Source organism: Arthrospiribacter ruber (genome assembly GCF_019343195.1).
GTDB lineage: Bacteria > Bacteroidota > Bacteroidia > Cytophagales > Cyclobacteriaceae > Arthrospiribacter > Arthrospiribacter ruber.
Window position 1 is genome coordinate 1 of the sequence record NZ_RPHB01000006.1, and the last position, 20,307, is coordinate 20,307.

A 20,307-nucleotide genomic window follows, 5' to 3' on the forward strand; every position below is an offset into this window, starting at 1 on the left:
CAATGCCTACGCTATCGGTGTTCCTTATGGTATCTATGCATTTCACCGCTACACCATAAATTCCATGTACCCAGAACGCACTCAAGCCAAACAGTATCAACGGCAATTTTAGGGTTGAGCCCCAAACTTTCACCGCTGACTTATATGGCCGCCTACGCACCCTTTAAACCCAATAAATCCGGACAACGCTCGCACCCTCCGTATTACCGCGGCTGCTGGCACGGAGTTAGCCGGTGCTTATTCATCAGGTACCGGCAATCTGCCACGCATGGCCTTTTTCTTCCCTGATAAAAGCAGTTTACAACCCGTAAGGCCGTCTTCCTGCACGCGGCATGGCTGGGTCAGGCTTCCGCCCATTGCCCAATATTCCCTACTGCTGCCTCCCGTAGGAGTCTGGCCCGTATCTCAGTGCCAGTGTGGGGGACCTTCCTCTCAGAACCCCTAAGGATCACAGCCTTGGTAGGCCGTTACCCTACCAACCAGCTAATCCTACGCATGCCCATCTGTTACCGATAAATCTTTAATTGGACAACGATGCCATCGTCCAATACCATGGGGTATTAATCCGGGTTTCCCCGGGCTATCCCCCTGTAACAGGCAGGTTGCATACGCGTTACGCACCCGTGCGCCACTCTCAAGATCCCCGAAAGAATCTCTACCGTACGACTTGCATGTATTAGGCCTGCCGCTAGCGTTCATCCTGAGCCAGGATCAAACTCTCCGTTGTAAAGTTTGTTTTGCCCCATGTACCATCCTTATCAGTGGACACAGAGCCAGTCTCTATCAACCCAAAAGCTGTTCCCGGCCTATCTGTATTCTTTATTATTCTCTGTCACAACATTTCAATGAACTTAACGCATTACTTTCTCAAATGCATCCGCGGTCTTTCTATTGAAAACCCTTTCTTCTTATTTCCCTCAACTCTTTAGCTGATTGGGTTTGCAAAGGTAATTCAAAATTTTATTTTTCCAAAGAAGAAAAAAGAAAATATTTTTTCTTCTTTGGCAACTACTTTCGCTTTATTTCAAAATTTTCTAGCAGTTGTTTTGCTAGCGTTCCATCGTTTTGGGAATGCAAAGGTGCAACTCTTTTTTTCATCTGCAAAACCTATTTTGAAAATAATCCTCAAAAATTGTTAAGTACATTGATAATCAACAGAAAAAATATCAATACCTAAAAGCAGGCGTCCTTCTTTTGCTTTTTTGATAAAGCTGATCTATAAAAGAGTACCTCATTGAAACTTCATGGGCCCCGCCTGAATTTCTCCACCCAAGCCTCGACAGCGTGAAATCGTAGCTATATCCTATATCCAGTCCGCTCTGAAATGAAAAACCTACCAATCCTATAATGGCATCGTTATTTGGAAGGGCATTAAAAGAAGGTAAGCCCCTATACCAAATCCCTAATACGATCGGCTCAAAATAAAGCTCTGAACCAATATCCAACTGATCAAATAAACCTTGCTTTTTATAATTAAAAGCAAAGGAAACTGTTCTTTCCTGCTGGGTATTGTTAAAATAGTCATTGATAAAGCCTGGCTTCAAGTTAAACCTCACCCCTCCATGTGCAGAATATTTTCTTGGCAAACCATCATAACCATCCATTAAATAGGATAAATCAGGCTCTGTCAAGTGATGACTGGAAATACCCACCCAGAATTTATCATTGTAAAACAACAGGCCGGAATGTAAATCAAAAAAACTGTTTTGCCTGTCGTCTATTATTCCGGAACCGGGAGAAGGCAAAATCACCCCTCTATCAATATCAAGCTGAGTCCCTAAAACCACCTCATCAAAAGCAGCTGCCCTTAATCCATAGCTGCCCTGCACACCGAAGTTTAGAAAGCTTTTCTCCCCAATCCGAAGCCTATACGTATACATAAGCCCGATTTCGTTATTCTGAAGATTGGAGAAAGACTCCCTGCTTCCATTTACAATCACACCTACCCCCGAATTGTAGTCTTCAAAAAAATGGTCAACATAAGCACTGTAAGCAATAAAACTTTGATCAATAGAAGGCCATTGATTTCTGAAATTCAAACCCAGCCTGGTAATCTCCGCACTACCTGCAAATGCAGGATTCAAATACATAGACGCCGCATAAAACTGAGAAAACTGTATATCCTGCGCTTTCAGCAGTGGCACGTACAATAGCATGATCAGCATCCAGAATATTTTCCTCATCTTATCAATTGAAATTTACCTGTTTGCTCAAATACTTCCCCATCCACTGACAGCATCTTTACTTTGTATACATAACTGCCTCCAGGTGCCAATTCCCCTTTAAAACTTCCATCCCAACCTTCAGTTTTTAAATCATTACTTTGGAAAACCATATTTCCCCAGAGATTGAAAACCAATAATTCCATTTCCACGATCCCTCTTACCTTTGGTCTAAAATACCTGTTTTCAAATTGGGTCGGTGTAAACCCTGTCGGAATCATCACCCTGTAGGAAAGGTCCAAAACCAAAGTAATCTCATCTGTAGTTGAACAGCCAAATTCATCTATCGCGGTAACCTGAATCAAATACTCTCCCCTTTCACCAAAAACATGACCGGGAGTTAAACCTGAGGCAGTTGACCCATCCCCAAAATCCCATTCTGATTCGACAATAGTCCGATTGGATTCAAAAGAAAAGCTTATCTCATCATCTATAAAAATATCCGCATCAGACGGCCTTGAAGGATCCATCAGTTGATAAGAAATCGCTAACATCAATGGCTCCGTCACATAATTGACTACAAAATTTGAGGGAGGACCAAAACACTCAAGCCCTTTTCTCTTGGCCTCAAGGGTAAACTCCCCGGGTGGCAAATCAACAGAATCAATCGCCTCCTCAATCCGAGTTTCCCCGTTAGGGCCAATTAATCTATAATCAAAAGAATCAGGATCAAAATCTTCCAAATAATCCAAAAGGTTAGGTGCTTCTTCCGGAAGGCAAGCTATTATTTCTTCCTGAATGGTAACTTCTGGAAGCTCAGGTATAGAGATCAAAATCTCCTCTGATACTACAAAACATTCATTTCTATTGGTATACCCTTCCACCTTGTAGGCTCCCGGCAATCCTGACTCATAAAAAGGCTCTTGAGTTTCTCTAACAAAAACGTCATTCAAATACCATTTGAAACTCGAATAAAGGTCATCCCCGAACGCTTCCATTCTGACTGACTCCCCCTCACATATGGAGACTTCATTGGTCTCTGTATCAAAATCCTCAAACTTTATATTCACCGGATTAGGGGATTCCTGGATAAAAAGATTGAGAGCACTCCCATTGGACTGCCTACCATAAGTGTCTATTATGGTATAATAAACTGTCAGGGTCTGGTCTATAAAATCTGCACTTGGAGTAAAAGTATAGCCAACCGCATTTCCATTTGCTCTCAATACTCCTTGCTCCAGCTCGAGTACATCAGACCGGCACCTACCTTGCAAACAAATGTCATCCAAGACAGCGTCAATCTCCTCCAATGATCTGTAAAATTGAAGGCACCTCACAGTAGAGTTTTCATTAGGCAGGTCAATGGCATCAGCTGGAATCTCAAAAAAATTGTCCTGTCCTGCGCATGTGGCCAAATCTTCAAATTCACGGGTTACAGGATTTTCCAAGCCTTCCTGATCCGCTACCTCTACGGTCAACTCCCCTATTTCGTGGATATTGACAATTGAGCCAGTTGAGGCCGCAAATCCTATTTTTAAATTTTCTGGAGCAGATTGGGTATAGGGCTGGTTTGAAAATATCACTACTCTTCTGAGTCCCGCCCCATTGTTGATATCCATTTCAAGATTTAGTAAATAACCATTCCCATTTGGATTGGGAAGTAATTCCAAATAAACCTTTCTATATCCCAGCTGATCAGGATTTGTGACACGTGGGGTGCCCTGTATCCCTGAGTTAAGGGCAAACATTTCATTCAATGGTAAAGAAATGGGAGTCTCCTCTACCGCAAGGGTTGTTTTGGCTACCAGAAAATTGTAGCCTGAAAACCCACTCCCACCAGTCCTAACCGCAATCGTGTTTGGGTAAGTAAGGTCTGTCGATAAGCCACCGTTTTTATTTTCCGAAGAATTTGAAAAATTGCCGAAAACATCAAAGCCTAAGCCGAAATAGGCTCCCGTAAGACCGGGAATTTCATTTCTTGGAGCATACCCCAAGGACCCTCCAAATCCTCCGGGAGCAAAATTTTGGGTTGCTGCATCAAATAAAAAAACCGTCATCCCATCACCTCCAGTACCACCATAGATATACATTTCAAAAGTGGCCTTGATACCAAAATTAGAAGGGAATGGAATATCAATGTATGCATACCCACTTTGATCTTGGTCTGCATCCGTCAATCGTAAGACCCCATCATCTATCCTAGCTGATCCCCCTGTGATAAATAATGGATTGGAATCGTCAGAAAAGTCCCCGCAAAAAGGAAAACCTGTTTGGGCAAATGAAAAAGATGCCATAAATAATAGGGTATAAAAAACAGCAAAAACAAAAGAGACCAGCTTTATACTTTTACTTTCAGCACTAAAATAAAATATATCCTTCAAAACCTAATTAAACTTTATGTATGCAAATTAGATCTTTTAGGTCAAAAAAAAAGCCTCCCGATTACAAGAGGCTTTTTTCCTTATCTTAAAATTGTCTGTTTCCTATCAGGACCTACCGAAACCATCCTGATTGGGACTTCCAGTGCTTTTTCCAACATGTCTACATAGTCCTTCAGCTCCTTTGGAAATCCATCATAGCTACTTATATCAGCCAAGGATTGGTTCCAGCCGGGTACGGTTTGATAAACAGGCTTCACTTCTACTGAATCCAACTCATAGGTCAACCTGTCCACCATTGTTCCATCAGGCAATTCATAGTGCGTGCAGACTTTTATTTGTTCGAAAATATTGAGTACATCAGCTTTCATCATAAACAACTGGGTCACTCCATTGATCATGATAGAGTACTTCAAAGCAGGCAGATCTATCCAACCACACCTTCTTGGTCTTCCAGTGGTGGAGCCAAATTCATTTCCTTCTTTTCTCATTGCTTCCCCATCTTCATCGAAAAGCTCCGTAGGGAAAGGACCACTACCTACTCTAGTACAGTACGCTTTAAAAATTCCGTAAACCTCTCCAATCCTGGATGGGGCCACTCCCAACCCTGTACATGCTCCTGGAGCCATTGTAGTGGAAGAGGTCACAAAAGGATAACTGCCAAAATCAATATCCAAAAGAGAACCCTGCGCGCCCTCAGCCAATACCCGCTGACCTTCTTTGAGGTACCTATTCACTTCGTACTCACTGTCCACAAGATTGAGTGTCTTGAAGAATTCTACCGCATCAAAAAACGTAGCCTCCAGCTCTGCCAATTGGCTTAGGTCAAAATCGTAAAATGACAGTATGGTTTTGTGCTTATCTACAAGACCTAGATATTTTTCCTTAAAATCAGGAGAGAGAATATCTCCTACCCTCAAAGCGACTCTTCCTATCTTATCCTGATAAGTCGGCCCTATACCTTTTAGTGTAGATCCGATTTTTTTATCCCCTTTGGATTTTTCATAAGATGCGTCCAACAACTTATGGGTTGGAATGATAATGGTGGCCTTTTTTGAAATAAAAAGGTTCTTTTTGAATGCTATATTGAACTTGTGAAGCCCTTCAATTTCCTTTTTGAGGATTACAGGGTCAAGCACTACCCCATTTCCAATAATATTGGTGATGTTTTCTCTAAAAATCCCGGATGGAATCTGATGAAGCACATGCTTGATCCCGTCAAATTCCAAAGTATGACCGGCATTGGGCCCTCCCTGAAACCTGGCGACTACATCGTATTGCGGCGCTAGCACATCCACAACCTTACCTTTTCCTTCGTCGCCCCATTGCAGGCCCAAAAGCACATCCATTTTCATTGATTTATATTTAAAATGTCTTATTGATTTCTTTTAAGCCGTGAAATTTGGAATAAGGTTAAATAATTGCAAGGAAAACAGCTTATTTATTATAGAACCTATACAGAGAAGTATGAAAGGCTAATGCTATCCTTTCAAAAATCAACTTCCACAAAATAGTAATCCATATAATTTTCATTGTCCTGTTCTTTAGCTTTGAAAAATAGCCGGTCTCCTATGGCAAAAAATAATGTACTTAAATTAGGTTCCAATTCTGATAAACTAACTTCACCAATTTTATCCCATTCATTATTAAATACTTCTAAAAATAACTGTGGATCAGTCTTGTCTTCACCCAAAGTAGCACCTCTCACCAGCCTGCAAAAGCCTTTACCATTCGGCAGTTTTTCAAAGTTTCCAAATGCAACATCTTTGTCCCATTCATCAATTAAATCCATAACGCGTTTAAAATCTTCAGGATCAATTAATTCAGTGTCCAAGTCAATTTTCTGAAAAGTCCTTTTCCTTAAAGGAAATAGTTCTGAAGCAAATTTTTTATTTCTTTCAGATTCCGTATTTAAATCAACAATTACAAACTCGTTACTGTAATTGTATGATAGAACTAAAATATCACCCTGAATAAAAATAAAAGGCATGTGGTTTTTTGAAACATTTTGAATTTCAACCTCATAGTTGTTAATCAATTCAAAGTTTGCCCACATTGGCATTTCCTTAAAACTTTTTCCCTCCAAATCAAACTTGATCAGTTTAAAATCTTTTGACTTAAAATCCCGTGCAAAGAAAAATAAATTCTCACGGTTTTGGTCATAGCCTTTATAAAACCAATCTAAATAGTAAGAAACACCACCACTTGCTATGCTATAAAAAACATTATCTCTAAATAAGTCCGACTCTATCAACCTAAAGTTTTCAATATAGGAAGGACCATCTTTATCGATCATAACATTTTTGGCATTAAATAAAACAAGCCCCAAGGATGTATATACCAAGTTATTAATTCCTTCTGTACGTCTTGGACCATCCTTTTCTAAATAAAAACCCTCTTTTACTTTTAAAGTATCTCCCTCAAAATAAATAGTGTCCAAAGAATTTCTCAACATATTATAGGATATCATTAAGCTTGAATCCAAGAAACTAGAATGTGGAAATGGATACTGGGAGCTCAGGTCTGTGTCAGCAAAATACACTGTTATTTTCGGGCTGATATCAACAAAAATTTCCTGCCCTGAAAATCGTTTTTCTTCGGAGCAGGAAATAAGGTGTGCTGCTAAAATTAAAAGAAGTGAATTTCTAAACCACTTATTTTTCAACTCAGCCTATTTTTTCTTTTGCCTCTGCTACTGTATCAAACACCGTAAAAATATTATTGAGCTTGGTGATGATCAAAAGCTTTTTTACATGGTCTGAAGGTGAAGTAAGGTACACTTCCCCTTCTACATTTCTCATTTTGGTCAGCATGGTGATCAAAAGACCGATTCCACTGGAACTGATGTACCTTACCTCACTCAGGTCCACTACAAAATTCCTGACACCGTCATTGACTGCATCTGAAACCATTTCTACCAACTTAGGCCCTACTTCATCTCCAATAAGGTCCCCTTGGATATGTAAAAAATAAGCTTTTTCTTCTTTGTCTAATTGATAGGTCAGTTTCATACAGTAGGTCTATTTTCACATTGTTCTTTTTTACAATTGCCATACAAAATCAGTGAATGGTGCAAGACTTGAAAGTTCAGAACTTCCCCCACCGTATTTTGTATGTTCTGCACTCTAGGATCGCAAAACTCCAAAACTTTATTACAATCAGTGCAGATAAGATGGTCATGCTGCTTGTAGCCATATGATTTCTCGAATTGTGCCAAGTTTTGGCCAAACTGATGCTTGGTCACCAAATCACATTCAACTAATAAATCTAAGGTATTGTAAACCGTAGCCCTACTGACCCGATAGTTTTTGTTTTTCATGCTGATATACAGCGACTCCACATCAAAATGTCCGGTTCTTCCATAGATTTCCTCCAGGATGGCGTATCGTTCAGGGGTTTTGCGTAGCTTTTTGTTTTCCAGATAGGCAGTGAATATTTTTTTTACCTCCTCAAAAACACTTTCATTTAAGGCCATGTAATGCTTTTTTTTTCAAATATAACTGATCTTATTTAGAAAAGATTCAAATAAAACCCAAAGCATGAATTAATCAAACCTCGTGACTTTTATTATACCTTCGACTTTGGAAAGATTGTCCACGAGCTTCTCCAGGTGCTGGGTACTGTGCACATACAATTTGATCGTACCCTCAAATATCCCACTGTCGGAGTCTACAGTGATGGAGCGCATATTTACTTTCAGCTCATTGGAGATGACTTTGGTGACATCATTGATCAAACCTACACGGTCTGTACCCACTATCCTCAATCCGGCAAGAAATGCTATTTCCTGTTGGCTGGTCCATCGTGCTTTTATTACCCTGTTGCCATGGTTGGAAAGTAATTCCAGCGCATTTGGGCAAGAAGTTCTGTGAATCTTGATACCCTCATTGACCGTCACAAATCCAAACACATCATCACCGGGAATAGGATTACAGCACTTGGCAAGAATATAATCCACCACGTCCATATCTTCCCCGATCAACAACTGATCATGATCCGGTCCTTTGAGGTTTTTAATTTCTTTGGTAAAAGACGACTCATCTTTTACCTTGTCCAATGAAGGTTTGCTCTTTTGTTTTTTCTGTTCTTTAAACTCCTTAAAGCTTTTGATGGAAGTCGCATCTATTACCCCCTTCCCCACTTTGTAATAAAACTCATTGGGTGTCTTTGTCTCAAAATATGCCCTCAACTGCTCCACAACCTCAGAATTGAAATCCATTTTCATCTGACGGAGTTTCCGCTGTACGATTTCTTTGCCGTCAAGCATGGTGGACTTTTTCTCCTCCTTAAGGGCATCTTTGATTTTTGCCTTCGCCCTCGAAGTTACCACAGAATTCAGCCAGTCTTCAGTAGGTTTTTGTTTATTTGAAGTCAGGATTTCTACCTGATCACCGTTTTTCAGCTTATGATTAATAGGTACCAGTCTTTGGTTGACTTTGGCACCTATACACTTAGCCCCTACTTCTGTATGGATTTCAAATGCAAAATCCAAAGCTGTCGCCCCAAAGGGCAACACCTTGAGTTCACCTTTTGGGGTAAACACAAACACCTCATCGTGGAATAGGTTGCCACGGAAATCATCCATAAACTCTATCGCTGACCCGTCATTGGACTCTAAAAGTGACCTGACCTGCATGATCCATTCATCCAGACCTGAGCTTCCTTTCGCTTGGGCAGCTTCTATTTCTTTGTATTTCCAATGTGCCGCATACCCTCTCTCCGCAATGTCATCCATCCTTGAAGTCCGGATCTGTACTTCCACCCATTGTCCGGTGTTACTCATTACTGTGGTGTGAAGGGATTCATACCCATTCGCTCTTGGGGTACTGATCCAATCTCTAAGCCGGTCAGGATTGGGCCTATAAAAATCCGTCACTATGGAATAAACCTGCCAACAATCTGCCTTTTCGTCCTCGAGCTCACTGTCAATGATGATCCTGACTGCAAAAAGGTCAAACACCTCTTCGAAGGGGATATTCTGTTTTTTCATTTTGTTATAAATAGAATAAACAGACTTAGGTCTTCCTTTTACAGTGAATTCAAAACCTTGTGCATGGAGCTCTTCCTCAATAGGAGTTATAAAGGCTTTTATAAATTTATTTCTAGATAACCGGGTTTCGTTGATTTTTTCTACAATATAGCTGTAGGTATCAGCATCCGTGTATTTGAGATAAAGATCCTCCAGCTCAGACTTGATGGCATATAGTCCGAGCCTGTGCGCAAGTGGCGCATAGAGGTACATGGTTTCCGATGCAATTTTAAGCTGCTTGTGCCGCGGCATGCTTTCCAGCGTCCTCATATTATTGAGCCTGTCCGCCAATTTGATCAGAATCACGCGCACATCATCAGAGAGGGTGAGAAGCATTTTGCGGAAATTCTCCGCCTGCTGGGAGGAGCCATAATCAAAAACTCCTGAAATCTTGGTGAGTCCATCTATGATCTGGGCAACTTTGGCACCAAAATCTCTTTCTATATCCTCCAGCTCCCAATCAGTATCTTCCACTACATCATGAAGCAGGGCAGATACAATACTGGTAGTGCCGAGCCCGATCTCCTCCACACAGACCAATGCCACTTCAAGAGGATGGTAAATGTAAGGCTCTCCGGATTTTCTCCTCATTTCCTTATGGGCCTCACTCGCTACATTAAAAGCCTTTTTGATCAGCTTGGCATCGCCTTCCTTGAGCATTGGCTTGGCCATTCGCAGTAGCCTTCTGTACCTTTTGAGTATTTCTTTTCTCTCTTCTTCTAAATCTACCTGAATCATATAGTGGTATTGAATCCATAAGCACCAATCAAAATTAGGCGCTTATTTTAATTTTTTTTTCAACTTCTTGAGGAATTTTTTCAGATGCTATTGCAAGTTAAAATTTCCTTATTACCTTTGCCCCACGTTAATGCGGATGTGGCGAAATTGGTAGACGCACTAGACTTAGGATCTAGCGCCGCGAGGCATGGGGGTTCGAGTCCCTCCATCCGCACACATCTTAACCCTCAATCACAATTCCGATTAGAATCCGGCACCGTCGGAAGCAAAATGGAAAAGAGATTGAGGGTTTTTAATTAAAATCTAACCAAAATCAATTTACCTTGGAAATCTCTTTAGACAAACATTCAGCAAATCAAGCTTCAGTTAAAATTAAATTAAATGAAGCAGATTATCAACCGAAGGTTGAGGCGAAACTTAAAGATTATGCCAAAAAGGCCAATATCAAAGGTTTTCGTCCGGGAAAGGCTCCTGTCTCCATGATCAAGAAAATGTACGGTACTTCTGTTTTGGTAGATGAAATCAATGACATTCTTTCATCTTCACTCAACACCTATTTGAAAGAGCAGACTTTTAGGATTCTTGGTGATCCACTTCCTGTATTTGAAGACGCTGACAAGATCGACTGGAAAAACCAAAAAGAATTCGAATTCGAGTATAAAATCGGATTTGTAGAAAATATAGATTTCAAATTGGATGATTCTCTTAACGCCACTGCTTACAAAGTAGAAATGTCTGACTCAGAGCTTGAAGAAGCAATCGCCAATCTTAGAAGCCAATACGGAAAGATGACCAACCCTGAGGTAAGTGAAGAAAACGACTTCATTTACGGAGACCTAAAATCTGAAGATGGTTCATTTGAAAAGACTTTCAGTCTTCCGCTTTCCAAGGTGGAGAAAAAGTCCCTGAAGAAATTTGTGGGCGTAAAGAAAGGTGATGTAATCGAAATGGATCCTTCAAAAGCTATCACTGAAGATCTAGCTCAGACTGTAGGAGTGGAAGAGGATGAGGTATCCAAACTTTCCGGAAAATTCACTTTTACGGTACAAAATATCAACAGAACTGAACTGGCAGAATTCAATCAGGAATTCTTCGACAAGCTTTTCGGTCCTGATCAGGTGAGCAGCGAAGAAGAAATGAGGTCTAAAGTACAAGAAATCATCTCTGACAACTACAACAAAGAAGCCGCTGTCTACAGCGATGAGCAATTGAAAGACAAAATCATTGCTTCAGCTAAGATTGAACTTCCTGAAGAATTTTTGAAAGAATGGTTATTCAAAGCCAACGAAGGCAAAGTAACTACTGAGCAGGTAGAAAAAGAATATCCCATCTATGCCAAGCAGCTAACCTGGACCTTGATTTCAAATCAGGTGGCAAAAGACAATGACATCAAAGCTGAACACGAAGATGTCATTGAAAAGACCAAAGAGATGATCAGAGAGCAATTTGCTTCATCAGGCATGGGCGCTCAGATGGAAGACAGCATGGACATGTTTGTAGACAATTACCTAAAAGGTAACGAAGGACAGAACTACATGCAGATGCTCACGTCTGTTCAAAATGATAAAGTATTGGCATTTGCTAAAGAAAAAGCTGGAGTGAAAGAAGAAACTATCAGCACTGATAAATTCAAGGAGATGTTGGAAAACTAATCCTGATTCAAAATCGTTATTGAAAAGTCCTTCTTTTAGTAAGGGCTTTTTTTATTTTTGTACAAGACTAAAAACGCGATTATGATCAACAGAGACGAATTCAGAAAATTCGCTGTCCACAATAGAGGAATCAGCGGAAATGCATTTGACCAATACAGTACATTTGTAGAAAATATGACCAGATCGGTCATTGAGGAAAGACCTACCAATTTCAGGGAAATCGACGTGTTTTCCAGGCTCATCATGGACAGGATTATTTTCCTCGGAACACAAGTTGACGACTTTATCGCCAATATCATCACCGCACAGCTTCTCTTCTTGGAATCCACCGATCCCAAAAAAGACGTGCTTCTTTATATCAATAGCCCTGGGGGTTCGGTGACTGCCGGACTGGGGATTTATGATACCATGCAATACATTCAGCCCGAAGTTGCCACCATTTGTACCGGCATTGCCGCTTCTATGGGAGCTGTACTTTTGGCAGGAGGAGCTAAAGATAAAAGATCTGCATTGAAGCACAGCAGGGTAATGATTCACCAACCTTCAGGAGGAATGCAGGGACAATCCAAGGACATGGAAATTTCCCTTAAACTGATTTTATCCATGAAAGAAGAACTTTACCAGATATTGGCTGACCATTCAGGAAAAACCTTTGAAGAGATCGAAAGAGATTCTGACAGAGATTACTGGATGAAAGCACCCGAAGCCAAGGAATATGGCTTAATTGATGAAGTATTGATAAGAAAATAATAAAAATGGCACAAATTACCTGTTCCTTTTGTGGGAGAAATAAGAAAGATGTGGATCTGATGGTATCAGGTATTTCAGCACATATCTGTAATTACTGTATCGATCAGGCCTATCAGATTCTGGGGGAAGAAGAAAAAAACAAAAAGCCTTCTGCCAAAAACCTGAAGCTTAAGCTTAGAAAACCAAAGGAACTCACCGGATTCTTAAATGAATATGTCATAGGACAATATGACGCCAAAAAAGTTCTGACTGTAGCGGTGTACAATCACTATAAAAGATTGGTGCAAAAAACTACCGAAGAGGACGAAATCAAGATTGAAAAATCCAACATAATCATGGTAGGTGATACAGGTACGGGAAAGACTTATCTGGCAAAAACACTCGCCAAAATTCTTGAGGTACCTTTCTGTATCGCAGATGCTACTGTCCTTACAGAGGCCGGATACGTTGGAGAAGATGTGGAAAGCATACTCACCAGACTACTTCAAGCTGCCGACTACAATGTGGAAGCGGCAGAAAGAGGGATTGTCTACATTGACGAAATAGATAAAATCGCCAGAAAGTCAGACAATCCATCCATTACGAGGGATGTCAGTGGAGAGGGTGTGCAGCAAGCTTTGTTAAAACTCTTGGAAGGTACTGTAGTCAACGTACCACCACAGGGCGGCAGAAAGCATCCTGATCAGAAAATGATTGCTGTAAATACTGAAAATATCCTGTTCATTTGCGGTGGGGCTTTTGATGGTATCGGCAGACATATTGCCAACAGGCTCAACACGCAGCCGCTTGGTTTCAGCAAAAAATCAGAAAGCAAGCAGGTGGACAGAAGCAATCTCCTTCAATATGTCACAGCACAGGATCTGAAGTCTTTTGGACTTATCCCGGAACTGATAGGAAGGCTCCCTGTAGTGACCCATTTGGATCCTCTTGACAAAGCTGCGCTAAAAAGCATCCTTACGGAACCCAAAAATGCACTTACTAAGCAGTATACCAAATTACTCGCTATGGAAGATGTCACGCTCAAGTTCGATGAGAGCGGGATTGACTACATAGTAGAAAAGGCAATGGAGTACAATCTTGGTGCCAGGGGATTGAGGTCTATTTGTGAAGCAATCATTACAGATGCCATGTATGAACTGCCATCAGACGAATCCGTAAAGGAATTGGTCATTGACAAAAAATACGCAGAGGAGCAATTTGAAAAATCCAAATTCAAAAAGCTTCAAGTAGCATAAAAAAGAGGCTGTATCATAAGTCAATGCTTTAAAAAATTGCTAAAATTTTATTTGGTTTGCAATAAGTGAAACTTTGTGTCTTAGAGTCTTCGTGGCATTATTAGCCACAAAGCCACTAAGTCACAAAGAAATTGACTCTTAAAACAGAATTTTGTTTGGTAAATAAATCTGAAGATCAATTTATGATACAGCCTCTTTTTTTATTTATCTGCATTTAGCAGCATAATCAATCTCCTGATATCCGCCTTTTCTTTTAGGTCCAAATTATACTTATTGCTAAGCTCATTAATGGTCTTGTAAACCTCATCCCCAAAATATTCAACCATTATTTTTTTCCTCGTTTTCCAAAGAAATGCTTCCCCATCTTTAAACACATAAAGATCTTCAGCATTAGAAAATGCTTTTGCCCGCTGTGAGCCATAAGTAGCTCCCGGATCATCAATCATTTTCTTGTATTTATGGTTTACCAGGGTATAATCCCCATCTACCAACACTTCAACAAACCTGTTTTTCCCAGTCCCCGGAATATCATATCCTGAACGGTACAGTTGAGGATTGGAGCTAGGGTTAAGGATAAACCCGTTGATCTTACCTGGTGAATAGGCCATCAATTCTCTGCCCTGTCTGTATTCCAAGGTGTGGTTAAAAGCGTTAAATGCGATCACCACATCACTGAGTGTATCTTTGTCCGAAAATATAATGGTTCCCGAATCAAATTCGGTCCAATATTGGGAACCTTTTACTTCAGGGTAAGGATTGGCCATCACTGGATTGCCTGTTGCCTGATCTCTGAGCATTTGCAGCTGTGCCATGGACTTTCCACAGCAAATAGTCACTGATAACAGAAGAATTAAACTAAACTTTTTCATATCCAAATATAAAAAAAGACCAGAGATTATCTGGCCTTTTTTACTATTAAATATTGGAATAATGATTAATCTTCAGAAGGATCAGGACGGGTAATCCTCAACTGCACTCTCTTGTAGTTTTCGCTTGGCTGGATTTCAGAATTTCCTTCCAATTCCAACAACAAGTCTACAGATCCACCAATAGCTCCGGTGTCAATCACATCTACAGTCAAGGAAGCTGTAGAAGAATTGGCAGGAATCACCAAGGAACCAGAAACATTGTAATCAGTACCTTCCACTGCTGTAGTACCTTCAGAAACCACTCTATAGGCTATGGTTTCATCATTAGCTCTTTGTCTAGCGACCAGGTTTACCTGGAAAGAGTGTGAGCCTACAGTATTGGCTACTGTTACCCTTGGATAATTTTGGCCAGCTACAGGAGCAGTAACAACTGCTGTCTGAAACTCTACCTCAGCACCTTCCCAGATAGGATAGTTTTGGTCGATACAAGAACCGAACGCAAAAACCATCATTACAGAAAATATAGATAATATCTTTTTCATGTTGTTATTCAATTTTAGTATCCTCTGTTTTGATTAAGGTTAGTATTACCATCAACTTCACGCTGAGGAATCAAAGGAAGGATTCTGAAATCGTCGAAAGGCACAAAGTTGTTAGCTCCCAAATATCTCTTATCCAAATCTCTTCCATATCTCTTTAGGTCAAAGAACCTGTGTCCTTCAAAAGCAAACTCTTTGAATCTTTCCAAAAGGATTTCTTCCAGGATATCTTCACCGCTTACGCTTACAGCTTCCAATCCTCTCAAAGACTTGAAGGCGTTCAATTCCGTCAATGCTTCACCGGTATTTCCCAACTGATAGTTGGCTTCCGCTCTGATCAGATGCATTTCTGACTTTCTGATTACAGGTACGTTGTCACCGTAAGCAAAACCAGCTTTTGAGATAAATTTGACACATTCGATATTTCTTGCACCTCTTACAGTACTTCCTGTAGTGTATAAATGAGCCCTTACATCATCATTTCTGGTTACATCCCAGTTGTTGTTATCTGAAGCTGGCTCTCCGATTTGCAAAGGAGCCAATCCAAAGAAATCCAACACCCTTTGGTTAGGGATAAAGTCACCCCATCCACCTTGAGCATTTTTATTATCCAAGTTAAGCAATACAGTATAAGTAGACTGAAGAGATTCATTTACACCGATAGCTTCACCGGCAATCTGGAACCTTACTTCAAACATAGCCTCAGGATGGTTTTGTGCTCTCCAACCCGCTACATAATCCATTCCACCAAGTACAGTACCTACTTCTGATTCCAAAGCCGCAGCAGCAGCATCACGGGCAGCGGCCCAGTTGCCTCTGTACAATTGAACCCTAGCCAAAAGACCTTGAGCGGCACCAACAGATGCAAACTGAGTACCTGCACGGCTGGAAGTAGACAATGCTGCAATGGATTCATTGATATCCTGTACAATCTGATTGTAATTTTCATCAATGGTCGATCTTGGAGAATTTCTCACAAAAGCTATATCCGAAGTAATGGAACCTTCCAAAGGCATTGGAATACCACCTTCATCAACCAAACCTGGCTGATAGATAGCTGTCGGAATGTAAGTATAAACTTTTACTAAATCGAAGTAATACAAAGCTCTTAAAAACTTCAATTCACCTTCCCACCTGGCTAATTGCCCTGCTGAAGCACCTTCAACACCTGAAGCAATCGCATCTAGGATCAAATTAGCTTCATTAATAGCAAAGTAAGAATTTTGCCAAAAACTTAGTCCTGAACCAGGAATAGAATTGAAGTGCGCATTAGGCTGATTATTGTTTTCCTGAATCAATCGACCAGAATTGGATGTAGTTCTTCCCACGTCTGCCAAAGCATCAGATAATCCCAAAAGATTTCTACCGTAATTAGTTGATTGCCTAAGCCTTGCATAAACTGAATTCACCGCGGCCTCTACACCGTCGGGCGTATTTAAGGCCTGATCTGCATCAATCGACTGTCTTGGATCTACATTAAGGTCACAGGAAGAAACTGCAACACCTAGACCTAAGAGCAGTGCAAATGCATACTTATATATATATTTTGTCATTTTCATTGCTGTCTGTTATTAAAATCCTAACTGTACACCGATCTGATAACTTTTTACGATTGGAATCTGACCGAGACCTCCGCCTGCAAACTCCGGATCGTAACCAGGGTAGTCAGAATATGTCCACAAATTCATACCCTGTGCGTATACTCTCGCTCTGGACAAACCTAAGTTTCTGATGGTATTTGGATTGAAAGAGTATCCAACTTGCAATTGGGCAAGACGGATAAAGTCTGCTCTCAACAAAGCTGCAGAACCGAAGTTTCTTCCTTGGCTTCTCACCTCATTACCACCGTTGGCATTACCCACGTGTCTTGGAATATCGGTCATATCACCAGGAGCTGTCCATTGTCGGTCCACTACATCTCTAAGTGCATTCAGCGCCAATCGGGTACCTGACTCTCTCAGGAAGTTGTACTGACCATCTGATACTATAGCTCCATATTCGTAAGTGAAGAAAGCAGTCAATTCAAAACCTTTATATCTGAAGGTATTGTTGAAACCACCATAATAAGGTGCCAAGTTGGATCCAAAATAAACCCTGTCAGCAGCTACCGGGAGATATGTTCTGTTTCCATTTGCATCTAACCACATTGGACGACCAGTAGCAGGGTTGACTCCAACATATTCAGCCACAAAATGTGATCCTGGAGCTTGAACTCCTGGGAACGGAGGGTTACCGACAGGCTGTCCTACTGCAATACCTGGGTTAGCTGGAAGGAAGTCCAAATCATCATACAAGGAAACTACTTCGTTTCTGATGTATGTGAAATTGAATGAAGTTCTCCAAGAGAATCCATTTCTGTCAAAATTGACCGTGTTCACTTCAAATTCCACACCTCTGTTCATCAATTCTCCAACGTTGTTAGCAATATCACTAAAACCATTGGTCCATAGGATAGGCTGATTCAACAAAAGATCTTTAGTTCTTTGGTCGAACAATTCGATGGAACCCGTTACCCTGTTATTGAAGAAACCGTAATCAATACCCAAATTGATGGTTTGGTTTGTTTCCCAACCAAGGTCAAGGTTGGCCAAAGAAGTAGGTCTGATACCTGCGTTTCCGGCATAGTTACCTGCAGTAGGAGCGCCGTAAAGGCCTCTTGCTGCGAAGTTACCGATCTGATCATTACCTGCTCTACCCCAAGATGCTCTAAGCTTCAGGTCAGTGATGATTTCTGAATCTTTCAAGAAGTCTTCCATGGCAATATTCCAACCAGCTCTTACTGAAGGGAAGATACCGTATTGTGTATTGGCACCGAATCTGGAAGATCCATCATAACGTGCAGTGGCTGTAAATAGGTATTTTTCTTTGTAGTTATAGTTCGCATTGGCAAATACACCTTGTCTTCTATAACCGGTCCAGAAACCACCCACAAATTCAGGAGTAGCACCTGAATCGATGTATCTGAATTGGAAAGTTGGGAAACCAATCGCTTCACCGTTCAATCCTTCTCTTGTTTCGGACACATATTCAAACCCACCAAGCACCGCAAGGTTATGTACATTGTTGAAGGTCTTGTTCCAGTTTACAGTATGAGTGGTGATAAATCTTGTTCTCCAGTCATTGGCAGCAGTTGCTCTACCTCTTACACCGGCTCCGTCAGGAGTCCTTGGGTCTCTGAACCTGTTTTCAGTGATCAGTCTGTAGTCGATACCTACTAAACCTCTGTAGGTAATGTTGTCCGCGATTTTATAAGTAGCTACCCCGTTACCCACTACTGCATTTGTAGTAACAGTACCAGAGTTGAAGTCATTTACCAATACAATATTTTGGTTCAATACACCTCTGATAGTGGTATTGTAGCTTCCGTCTTCGTTGAAGATGGCATTGTGTGGCAATACTGTTGAAGCAGAGAAAGCCGGGTTACCCAAGAAAGAACCATCGATAGAGAATGGTGCATTTTGGGTGATAGTTGACATGTTGATATTGGTTTCCAATGTCAATCTGTCATTCGCTTTGTGCTGTAAAGAAGTCCTAAATGTACCTCTTTCGAAGTCAACAGGACGGAAAGAAGACTCTTGATAATTATAAGAACCAGATACAAAGAAGGTAGTCCTGTCATCACCACCGGATACGTTCAGTTCATAAGTCTGAAGTCGACCTCTGCCCATCACTTCTCTTTGCCAATCGTATGTAGGCAAACCTAAGCCGATAGCGTCAAGTTCTGCCGCACTAAGAGACTCCCAGTTACTTGGACGAACTCCCATAGCATTCAAGGCATTGGCTTGAGGATTGGCTATTCCTGCATTGGTCAGACCATCTCTTCTCATTGCATACCACTCATCACCACCTAGCACATCCAAAAATTTCATTGGCTGCGTTTCACCGGCAAAAGCATTGAATTCAAATCTTGCTTTACCTTGCTTACCTTTTTTAGTAGTAATGATCACAACACCGTTAGCCGCCTGTGAACCATAAATTGCCGCAGAAGCAGCATCTTTAAGGATCTCCATAGACTCAATGTCGTTGGGATTCAAGAAAGCCAATGGGTTATCTTGTGTAAAGCTTGCGTTACCTTGGTTATTCAACTGTACACCATCTACGATAAACAAAGGCTCGTTACCGGCAGTAATTGAACCTACACCACGGATACGGATGTTTACCGCACCACCTGGAAGACCGTTGGCAGATCTTACCTGTACACCTGATGCCCTACCTTGTAATGCACGGTCAAATGACTGCATAGGAAGGTTTTCGATCAATTCTCCTTTTACGGAAGATACCGCACCGGTCACTTCTCTTTTAGGCTGCGTACCATAACCGGTCACGATCACCTCTTCCAAACTTCTCGTGTCAGGCTGCAACACCACATTCAATTGTGACCTGTTGCCTACATTGAGCTCCTGCATTTCCATACCCACAAATGAAAACACCAAGGTGTTGCTTCCTTGGGGCACATTCAGTGAAAATTGACCGTCTAAGTCTGTAGCCGTACCGATGGTGGTACCTTTTACTACGACTGACGCACCTGGAATCGGCAATCCATCCTCAGCAGAGGTTACCGTTCCAGTCACTACACGTTCTTGGGCAAATGCCGTACTGGCTGCCATCAAGAACGCTAGTCCTAGAAGTAAAATTTTCCTCATAATTATGTTATTTGATTTAATGAACTTTCAATTCTATCTATAATCTCCAAATAATGCAAAACCTTTAAAAGAAATTACACTTATATGTTTTGGTATTTAATTTAATTTTATTCTGAAAAACGGAAATATGTAGAACAGATATGTATTATTTGGATGTTATTCTCTTCAGGTAAAGAATATTATTCAAATAATCTATATTTAATAAAATATTATTCTTTTTTAACTTTCCTTAACATTGGGATAACGAAAAGTAACTAATTGATAAAATTAAATAGTACCAATTTTAATTTTTTGAGTATGAAACATTAATTA

Annotated in this window: 14 protein-coding genes, 1 tRNA gene and 1 rRNA gene; 4 read left to right on the forward strand and 12 right to left on the reverse strand. The window is 40.8% G+C overall.

What is annotated here, in order from left to right:
* The 8 genes from EGN73_RS12785 to EGN73_RS12820 form a co-directional block, all read right to left on the reverse strand.
* Positions 1 to 727 (reverse strand): 16S ribosomal RNA (locus EGN73_RS12785); the annotation flags it as partial.
* Positions 728 to 1,166: 439 nt separating this feature from the next.
* Positions 1,167 to 2,183 (reverse strand): PorP/SprF family type IX secretion system membrane protein, encoded by a 1,017-nt coding sequence (locus tag EGN73_RS12790; protein ID WP_219290409.1) that lies wholly within the window; start codon positions 2,181 to 2,183, stop codon positions 1,167 to 1,169.
* Positions 2,180 to 4,456 carry a PKD domain-containing protein gene (locus EGN73_RS12795; RefSeq protein WP_219290413.1) on the reverse strand — a complete coding sequence of 759 codons (2,277 nt, stop codon included), beginning with the start codon at positions 4,454 to 4,456 and terminating at the stop codon, positions 2,180 to 2,182. The genes EGN73_RS12790 and EGN73_RS12795 overlap by 4 nt, the downstream gene beginning before the upstream one ends.
* 167 nt (positions 4,457 to 4,623) lie before the next feature.
* A complete protein-coding gene (locus EGN73_RS12800) occupies positions 4,624 to 5,895 on the reverse strand; it encodes an adenylosuccinate synthase (RefSeq protein WP_219290416.1) in 1,272 nt (423 codons plus the stop codon).
* A gap of 134 nt (positions 5,896 to 6,029) precedes the next feature.
* A complete protein-coding gene (locus tag EGN73_RS12805; RefSeq protein WP_219290419.1) occupies positions 6,030 to 7,205 on the reverse strand; it encodes a hypothetical protein in 1,176 nt (391 codons plus the stop codon).
* A gap of 1 nt (position 7,206) precedes the next feature.
* On the reverse strand, positions 7,207 to 7,551 hold the full coding sequence (locus EGN73_RS12810) for an STAS domain-containing protein (protein WP_219290422.1): 345 nt from the start codon (positions 7,549 to 7,551) through the stop codon (positions 7,207 to 7,209).
* Positions 7,548 to 8,015, reverse strand: a complete 468-nt coding sequence (locus EGN73_RS12815) for a Fur family transcriptional regulator (protein WP_009034047.1) — start codon at positions 8,013 to 8,015, stop codon at positions 7,548 to 7,550. The genes EGN73_RS12810 and EGN73_RS12815 overlap by 4 nt, the downstream gene beginning before the upstream one ends.
* 69 nt (positions 8,016 to 8,084) lie before the next feature.
* Entirely contained in the window at positions 8,085 to 10,307 is a 2,223-nt protein-coding gene (locus EGN73_RS12820; protein ID WP_219290425.1) for a RelA/SpoT family protein, read from the reverse strand.
* A 132-nt stretch (positions 10,308 to 10,439) separates the two neighbouring features.
* Here EGN73_RS12820 and EGN73_RS12825 point away from each other — a divergent pair.
* The 4 genes from EGN73_RS12825 (at position 10,440) to clpX (ending at position 13,944) form a co-directional block, all read left to right on the forward strand.
* Positions 10,440 to 10,521: transfer RNA gene (locus EGN73_RS12825), tRNA-Leu, on the forward strand.
* A gap of 109 nt (positions 10,522 to 10,630) precedes the next feature.
* Positions 10,631 to 11,959 (forward strand): trigger factor, encoded by a 1,329-nt coding sequence (gene tig, locus EGN73_RS12830; RefSeq protein ID WP_219290428.1) that lies wholly within the window; start codon positions 10,631 to 10,633, stop codon positions 11,957 to 11,959.
* A gap of 81 nt (positions 11,960 to 12,040) precedes the next feature.
* The gene (locus EGN73_RS12835) at positions 12,041 to 12,709 is read left to right on the forward strand and encodes a ClpP family protease (RefSeq protein WP_281422272.1); all 669 of its coding nucleotides are present in this window, start codon (positions 12,041 to 12,043) and stop codon (positions 12,707 to 12,709) included.
* Positions 12,710 to 12,714: 5 nt separating this feature from the next.
* Positions 12,715 to 13,944 (forward strand): ATP-dependent Clp protease ATP-binding subunit ClpX, encoded by a 1,230-nt coding sequence (clpX, locus tag EGN73_RS12840; RefSeq protein WP_219290431.1) that lies wholly within the window; start codon positions 12,715 to 12,717, stop codon positions 13,942 to 13,944.
* Positions 13,945 to 14,144: 200 nt separating this feature from the next.
* On the opposite strand, the gene EGN73_RS12845 is transcribed toward clpX, so the two are convergent.
* The 4 genes from EGN73_RS12845 to EGN73_RS12860 form a co-directional block, all read right to left on the reverse strand.
* Positions 14,145 to 14,756, reverse strand: a complete 612-nt coding sequence (locus tag EGN73_RS12845) for a hypothetical protein (protein WP_246611576.1) — start codon at positions 14,754 to 14,756, stop codon at positions 14,145 to 14,147.
* Positions 14,757 to 14,878: 122 nt separating this feature from the next.
* The gene (locus tag EGN73_RS12850) at positions 14,879 to 15,355 is read right to left on the reverse strand and encodes a DUF4843 domain-containing protein (RefSeq protein ID WP_219290438.1); all 477 of its coding nucleotides are present in this window, start codon (positions 15,353 to 15,355) and stop codon (positions 14,879 to 14,881) included.
* Between the two features lie 14 nt (positions 15,356 to 15,369).
* Positions 15,370 to 16,905 (reverse strand): RagB/SusD family nutrient uptake outer membrane protein, encoded by a 1,536-nt coding sequence (locus EGN73_RS12855; RefSeq protein WP_246611577.1) that lies wholly within the window; start codon positions 16,903 to 16,905, stop codon positions 15,370 to 15,372.
* Positions 16,906 to 16,923: 18 nt separating this feature from the next.
* Positions 16,924 to 19,995 carry a SusC/RagA family TonB-linked outer membrane protein gene (locus tag EGN73_RS12860; RefSeq protein WP_219290445.1) on the reverse strand — a complete coding sequence of 1,024 codons (3,072 nt, stop codon included), beginning with the start codon at positions 19,993 to 19,995 and terminating at the stop codon, positions 16,924 to 16,926.
* Between the last annotated feature and the right edge of the window lie 312 nt (positions 19,996 to 20,307).